We start from the raw sequence: 6,768 nt of genomic DNA, 5'->3' as shown, positions 1-6,768 counted from the left end.
GGGCGATCTTCGCCAAACGAAAGGGCGAGGCGATCGATGCCGCCGTCACCTATCCGACAATCGACGACGGTATGAAGGGCATGGCCTTCGTCGATGCCTGCGTGCAGTCGTCAAAACGAAACGGCGCATGGGTAAAGGTGTAGTCGGAAAGCATGCCGGGGGGCAGGGCGAGGGGTGCCTCGCCCTTTTTCGCGAGTTGACTTTTGCCGGTGTCGCTTTAGGCCCGCCCGCAACAAGAATGAAAATACACAAGGTGAGCGGCCGCCCGCCGGATGCGGGCCGCTGCAAAGGACGAGACAGGCTGATGATCGAAGCAAAAACCCTTGCCCAACGTTTCCCGGGCGATTTCGTGTTCGGAGTGGCGACGGCCTCCTTCCAGATCGAGGGAGCCACCAAGATGGACGGGCGCAAGCCATCGATCTGGGATGCCTTCTCCAACATGCCGGGCCGGGTCTTCGGCCGGCACAATGGCGATATCGCCTGCGATCACTACAACAGGCTCGACGATGATCTCGATCTGATCAAGAGCCTCGGCGTCGAGGCCTACCGGTTCTCGATCGCCTGGCCGCGCATCATTCCCGAAGGCACCGGCCCGATCAACGAGAAGGGCCTCGACTTCTACGACCGTCTCGTTGACGGCCTGAAGGCGCGTAACATCAAGGCCTTCGCCACGCTTTATCACTGGGACCTGCCGCTGGCGCTGATGGGCGACGGCGGCTGGACGGCGCGCACCACGGCCTACGCCTTCCAGCGTTATGCCAAGACTGTCATCGCTCGGCTCGGCGACCGGCTCGACGCGATCGCGACCTTCAACGAGCCCTGGTGCTCGGTGTGGCTCAGCCATCTCTACGGCATTCACGCGCCGGGCGAGCGCAACATGGACGCGGCGCTGCACGCGCTGCATTTCACCAACCTGGCACATGGCCTCGGCGTCGACGCCATCCGCTCGGAGCGGCCGAACCTGCCAGCCGGCATCGTTATCAACGCTCATTCGGTCTATCCCGGCAGCGACGCTGCTGCCGACAAGGCGGCCGCTGAGCGCGCCTTCGATTTCCACAACGGCGTCTTCTTCGGTCCGATCTTCAAGGGCGAGTATCCCGAAAGCTTCATGAGCGCGCTCGGCCATCGCATGCCCGATATCGAAGACGGCGACATGGAAACGATTTCGCGGCCGCTCGATTGGTGGGGCCTTAACTACTACACGCCAATGCGCGTCAGTGATGATGCTGCCGCCGGTGCCGAATATCCCGCGACGATCAACGCCAAGCCGGTCAGCGACGTGAAGACGGATATCGGCTGGGAGGTCTATGCGCCGGCGCTCGGCCAACTGGTGGAGACGCTTAACGCCCGCTACGACCTGCCCGATTGCTACATCACCGAGAATGGCGCCTGCTACAACATGGGCGTCGAAAATGGTGCGGTCGACGACCAGCCGCGGCTCGACTACATCGCCGAGCACCTGTCGGTGACGGCAGACCTGATTTCCAAGGGCTACCCCATGCGCGGCTACTTCGCCTGGAGCCTGATGGACAATTTCGAGTGGGCCGAAGGCTACAAGATGCGCTTCGGCATCGTGCATGTGGACTATGAGACGCAAGTGCGCACGATCAAGAAGAGCGGCCACTGGTACAAGTCATTGGCCGAAGAGTTTCCCGCGGGCAACCACATCTGATGGCTGGTGCCTTGCGCGCCCGTTGAGGCGTGCAGAGCTCAGGTTGATGGCAAACCACTGCGATAGCCTGGTTGACGGGCGAAACATGCTGTTCTCCTCATCCTCGCCCTTGTAGCGGGGATCCAGCGGCCCGACGTCTGTCGGGCCAACAGATCTTTCAACCCAAGGACTTGGGCTGGCTGGATTCCTGTGACAGGCACAGGAATGAGGGCGCTTTGGGAGTCAACAAGACACGTGAATGTCGAACAGGTCATATGGATGACTTTGTCATCAGTCTTGCGCGCCCATTGAGGCGCGCAAGACGTCCTGTCAATCGAAGCGCCCTGGGGCCGCTTTGCGCACCGGCAGCACCTCGAGGCTGCCGCGGTCGAGCTGGGCCAGGACTTCCTTGAAACCGAAACGCGGCTTCCATCCGAGCGCGCCGATGGCGGCACTCGGATCGTAGATACGGTCGATCGATGCCGGCAGCGACCAGCCGCGCTCGGCAAAGGCCTGAGCAAATTTGCTCGCCCGCTCCCGCAGAACCGAGGCTGCATCGCTTGCCAGATGCCGGCAATCGGTCGGCAGGAAGGCCGGCTCGCCTGAAATGACGAACCGCTGAAAGGCAGGCCCGTCATTGTCGAGCGCCGCCACATGCGCGTCCGCCACATCGCGGACGTCGATGCCGCGGTGCAGCCGATACGCCGCCATGCGGTCGGCCTGCTCCGGAAAACATCTGGACATACGCAGGACACGGATATGCAGCGCCCGGTCGGCGGCGTTTTCCAACAAAGCCTCGGCGGCAAGCTTGGTGTGATGGTAGATCGTGTGCGGTTGCGGTGGCGTTTCCTCGGTGATCCAGGTGCAGGCACCCTCTTTCACCGCATGGCCGTACAGTGCCGTCGTGCTGGTGAAGACGATACGGCGGACGCCGGTGGCTTGAGCCGCGGCAATGACGAGATGGGTGCCCATCACATTGACGCGCTCGAATTCCGCGTCCGGGATCGTATCGACGTGTGGCGCATGCAGAGCAGCCGCATGGATGACGGCATCGGCCCCCTGCATGGCGCGTTCCAGGAGGACACCGTCGACAAAGTCACCTGTGATCTCCGTCGTCGCAAAAGGCGCGCGGTCGATGCCGATCACGTCGTGATCGGGCGTCAGGGCATTGTAGATCGCCCGGCCGATGCGCCCCGAACTTCCGGTCAAAACGATGCGCATCCGCTCTCCTGCCTTTCGACTCAGTCTTGTTGTGTTTCGTATCAGAGAACTGTGCTCAGTAAACTGTGAAGTCCGCCACAATCTCTGCATAGCCGTTGAAGCAACAACGCGCTGCGCAGTGCCATCATTCCGGTGCGTATTGCGAAGCTGTCCGTCTCAACCCCTTGATCCGCCAACGCCCCTTGTTCTATGCGTTAGCGACAGCGAATAGGCGTGCGGGGCGCCTGGGGGACTATCGATCATGGAAATCTTCACCTCTGCCGGGCTGCTGGCGCTTCTGCAGGTCATCGTCATCGACCTGGTTCTGGCCGGCGACAATGCCGTCGTCATCGGCCTTGCAGCCGCCGGTCTGCCGACCGAGCAGCGCCGCAAGGCGATCCTGGTCGGCATTCTTGCCGCCACGGTCCTTCGCATCGCGCTTGCCAGCGTCACGGTACAGCTTCTCGATATCATCGGGCTGCTGCTGGCCGGTGGCCTTCTGCTTCTCTGGGTCTGCTGGAAGATGTGGCGCGAGATCCGCGCCGGCGGGGCCGAAGATTTTGAGGGCGAGGGGGCCAATTCGGCGCCGCGAAAGACCTTCCTTCAGGCAGCCATCCAGATCGTCATTGCCGACGTCTCGATGTCGCTCGACAACGTGTTGGCGGTCGCCGGCGCTGCGCGCGAGCATCCGACGATCCTCGTCTTCGGCCTCATCCTTTCGATCGCGCTGATGGGCATTGCCGCCAGCTTCATCGCCCGGCTGCTCAACCGCTATCACTGGATCGCCTATGTCGGTCTCGCCATCATCCTCTATGTGGCACTCAACATGATCTATCGCGGCTCACTCGAAGTCTGGCCGCATCTGGCGCCGGTCGCTCACGCCATCGGCGTTTGACCGTCATCGGCAGATCGTGCGCATCGGCCCGCTTATCGGGCCGGTGCGCAGCAGGCTTCTTTCAGCGCCATTTGCGAAAGAGCGGTTTTTTCCGCAAACGTGAAGCAACCCGGAAAATCATACCTGTAAAAGCCGGGATCTATTGTCCATAAGGGCCGTAGATTATGTCGCATGTTCTTCCTGCGGCAACGACGTTGAACTCACCGGTTGGCTAATGCTAGAGAAGTGCTCCCTGTTCCGAATGCGTTGTCGAATGTCGGCCTGACAAGACGCGCCTTCCATCCCGCGCCCCGAGTCCGGGATTTTGAGTTTCGAGCATCCGAGAGCACCTATGTACCCGTCCATAACGATAACGCCTCTTTCGGGGGTATCCGAACGATGAGCGTTTCCGCCTATAAAGCACCGGCGCCCGGCGATGCCGCCGTCATCTTCGACGGCGTTTCCAAGCATTTCGCAGCGTCCGGCAAGAGCGGCGGCTTTACCGCGCTCGACAACGTCTCCCTTTCGGTCGGCCGCGGCTCGATCACCGGTATCATCGGCCGCTCCGGCGCCGGCAAGTCGACGCTGATCCGCCTGGTCAACGGGCTGGAGAAGCCGACGGGCGGCAAGGTGCTCGTCGACGGCGTCGATGTCGGCGCGCTCGACGAGGCGGGTCTTCGCACGTTGCGCCGCTCGGTCGGCATGATCTTCCAGCATTTCAATCTGCTGTCGTCGCGTACCGTGTTCGGCAATGTGGCGCTGCCGCTCGAAATCGCCGGCATGGACAAGGGAGCCATCGAAAAGCGCGTGCGCCCGCTGCTCGACCTTGTCGGGCTTGCCGACAAGCATGGCCGTTACCCCTCCGAGCTTTCCGGCGGCCAGAAGCAGCGGATCGGCATCGCCCGGGCGCTTGCGACCGAGCCGAAGCTGCTTTTGTCGGACGAAGCGACATCGGCGCTCGATCCCGAGACGACGCAATCGATCCTGGAACTGCTGAAGCGCATCAATGCCGATCTCGGCCTGACCGTGCTGCTCATCACCCACGAGATGGAAGTGGTGAAGGCGGTCACCTCCGATGTCGCCGTCATCGATCACGGCCGCATTGTCGAACGCGGCCACACCTTCGATGTCTTCACCCATCCGAAGCACGAGACGACACGGGCGATGCTCTCCGGCCTGCCGGGCTCGAAGCTGCCCGACGCAGTGTCCCGCGCGCTGAAGCCGCAGGCTGCCGTCGGCGACCGCGCCGTCGTGCGCCTGACCTTCTTTGGCGCGGCGGCAGAACGGCCGCTGATTTCGCAGCTGATCAAGTCGGTCGGCGCCGAGGTCAACATCATCGCCGGAACGATCGACGAGATCGGCGGCCGGCCCTACGGCTCGCTGGTCGTCGCCTATGGCGCGGATGCGGAAACCGCAGGCCGTGCCGAACGCTTCTTCACTGAAAACGGTCTGGTCACGGAGGTGCTCGGCTATGTCGCCTGATATCCTGTTAAAGATCTGGGGTGCCACGCTCGACACACTCTACATGGTCGCGGCCGCCGGCCTGATCGGCTCACTGATCGGCTTGCCGATCGGCATATTCCTGGCGACCAGCGGCAAGGGCGAACTCTTTCCGGCACCGACGATCAACCGCATCGTCGGGCTGATCGTCAATGCGGCGCGCTCGACCCCGTTCATCATCCTGGTCGTTGCCATCATTCCCTTCACCCGGCTTCTCACCGGAACGTCGATCGGCACCAAGGCGGCGATCGTGCCGCTGACGATCGCGACCATTCCCTTCGTTGCACGTCTGGTGGAGGCGGCGATCCGCGAGATTGACAAGGGACTGATCGAGGCGGCCCGTGCCATGGGTGCCACGCCGATGCAGATCGTCTTCAAGGTTCTGCTCGCGGAGGCCCGCCCGGCGCTGACGATGGCGCTGACCATGACAGCCGTCAGCCTCATTGGTTACTCCGCCATGGTCGGCGCGGTCGGCGGCGGCGGGCTCGGCGATCTCGGCATCCGCTACGGTTACCAGCGCTTCATGCCCGACGTGATGCTCGTCGTCGTCATCGTGCTCATCGTGCTGGTGCAGCTGGTGCAGAGTGCCGGCGACGGACTGGCACGCCACTTCGACAGGCGTAGCCGCAAGAACTGATTTCCCAGGACATTCAAATCACCAACAAGGAGATACCCATGAAGAAGCTCATCATTGCTGCGGCAATCGCAGCCCTTACGGCCGGTACCGCACTGGCCGAAACCATCAAGGTTGGCGTGACGCCGGGCGAGCACGCCCAGATCATGGAGAAGGTGAAGGAAGTCGCGGCGCCCAAGGGCCTCGACATCGAGATCCTCGAATTCTCCGATTACGTCGTTCCGAACCAGGCGCTTGCCGACGGCGACCTCAACGCAAATTCGTTCCAGCACCAGCCTTACCTCGACAACCAGATCGCCGATCGCGGTTTCGATATCGTCAGCGTCGGCACCACCATCACCACGCCGATGGGCGTCTATTCGAGCAAGGTGAAGAACCTCGACGAGCTGAAGGATGGCGCGACGATCGGCATCCCGAACGATCCGACCAATGGTGGCCGCGCGCTGCTCGTGCTCGCGTCCAAGGGTCTCATCAAGGTCAAGCCGGAAGTCGGCCTGAAGGTGACCCCATCCGACATCACAGAAAACCCGAAGAACATCACATTTGCCGAACTGGATGCGGCCCAGCTTCCGCGCTCGCTCGCCGATGTCGACGCAGCAGTGATCAACACCAACTACGCGCTCGAGGCCGACCTGCATCCGAAGGAAGACGCCATCGCCATCGAAGGCGAGAAGTCGCCCTACGCCAACGTCATTGCCGTGCGCACCGCCGACAAGGACGCGCCCTGGGTGAAGACGCTCGTCGAAGCCTACCACGACGAAAAGGTGAAGACCTTCATCAACGAGACCTTCAAGGGCGCGCTGATCCCGAGCTGGTAATTTCCAGCCCGTAGAAACCCGATATCGAACCGCGCGCCGTACCCCGGCGCGCGGTTTTCTTTTGAATGCTGGCTGCGGCGCGCTATCTCCT

6 protein-coding genes and 1 pseudogene are annotated in these 6,768 nt (G+C 62.3%); 6 read left to right on the top strand and 1 reads right to left on the bottom strand.

Annotation, left to right across the window (positions count from 1 at the left end):
* Together BKP54_RS34955 and BKP54_RS07380 are read left to right on the top strand one after the other, a co-directional pair.
* Positions 1-143: pseudogene (locus BKP54_RS34955) on the top strand (gfo/Idh/MocA family oxidoreductase); the annotation flags it as partial.
* Between the two features lie 161 nt (positions 144-304).
* Positions 305-1,672 (top strand): GH1 family beta-glucosidase, encoded by a 1,368-nt coding sequence (locus tag BKP54_RS07380; RefSeq protein ID WP_038576503.1) that lies wholly within the window; start codon positions 305-307, stop codon positions 1,670-1,672.
* A 309-nt stretch (positions 1,673-1,981) separates the two neighbouring features.
* Here the strand turns inward: BKP54_RS07380 and BKP54_RS07375 are convergent, their stop codons facing one another.
* Positions 1,982-2,872, bottom strand: a complete 891-nt coding sequence (locus BKP54_RS07375; RefSeq protein ID WP_025424901.1) for an NAD(P)-dependent oxidoreductase — start codon at positions 2,870-2,872, stop codon at positions 1,982-1,984.
* Between the two features lie 241 nt (positions 2,873-3,113).
* Between BKP54_RS07375 and BKP54_RS07370 the strand changes: the two genes are divergently transcribed.
* The 4 genes from BKP54_RS07370 to BKP54_RS07355 all read left to right on the top strand — a co-directional run bounded on the left by BKP54_RS07370 (position 3,114) and on the right by BKP54_RS07355 (position 6,677).
* A complete protein-coding gene (locus tag BKP54_RS07370; RefSeq protein WP_025424900.1) occupies positions 3,114-3,746 on the top strand; it encodes a TerC family protein in 633 nt (210 codons plus the stop codon).
* Between the two features lie 378 nt (positions 3,747-4,124).
* Complete coding sequence (locus tag BKP54_RS07365; RefSeq protein ID WP_025424899.1) at positions 4,125-5,207, top strand: methionine ABC transporter ATP-binding protein; 1,083 nt, start codon at positions 4,125-4,127, stop codon at positions 5,205-5,207.
* A complete protein-coding gene (locus BKP54_RS07360; RefSeq protein ID WP_025424898.1) occupies positions 5,197-5,862 on the top strand; it encodes a methionine ABC transporter permease in 666 nt (221 codons plus the stop codon). Before BKP54_RS07365 ends, BKP54_RS07360 begins: the two co-directional genes overlap by 11 nt.
* Before the next feature lie 38 nt (positions 5,863-5,900).
* Positions 5,901-6,677, top strand: a complete 777-nt coding sequence (locus BKP54_RS07355) for a MetQ/NlpA family ABC transporter substrate-binding protein (RefSeq protein WP_057221587.1) — start codon at positions 5,901-5,903, stop codon at positions 6,675-6,677.
* The last annotated feature ends 91 nt before the right edge of the window (positions 6,678-6,768 follow it).

Source organism: Ensifer sp. 1H6 (assembly GCF_001976035.1).
Taxonomy (GTDB): domain Bacteria; phylum Pseudomonadota; class Alphaproteobacteria; order Rhizobiales; family Rhizobiaceae; genus Ensifer; species Ensifer canadensis.
Note: the sequence above shows the minus strand (reverse complement) of the source record. Positions and strands in the feature narration are given on the sequence as shown.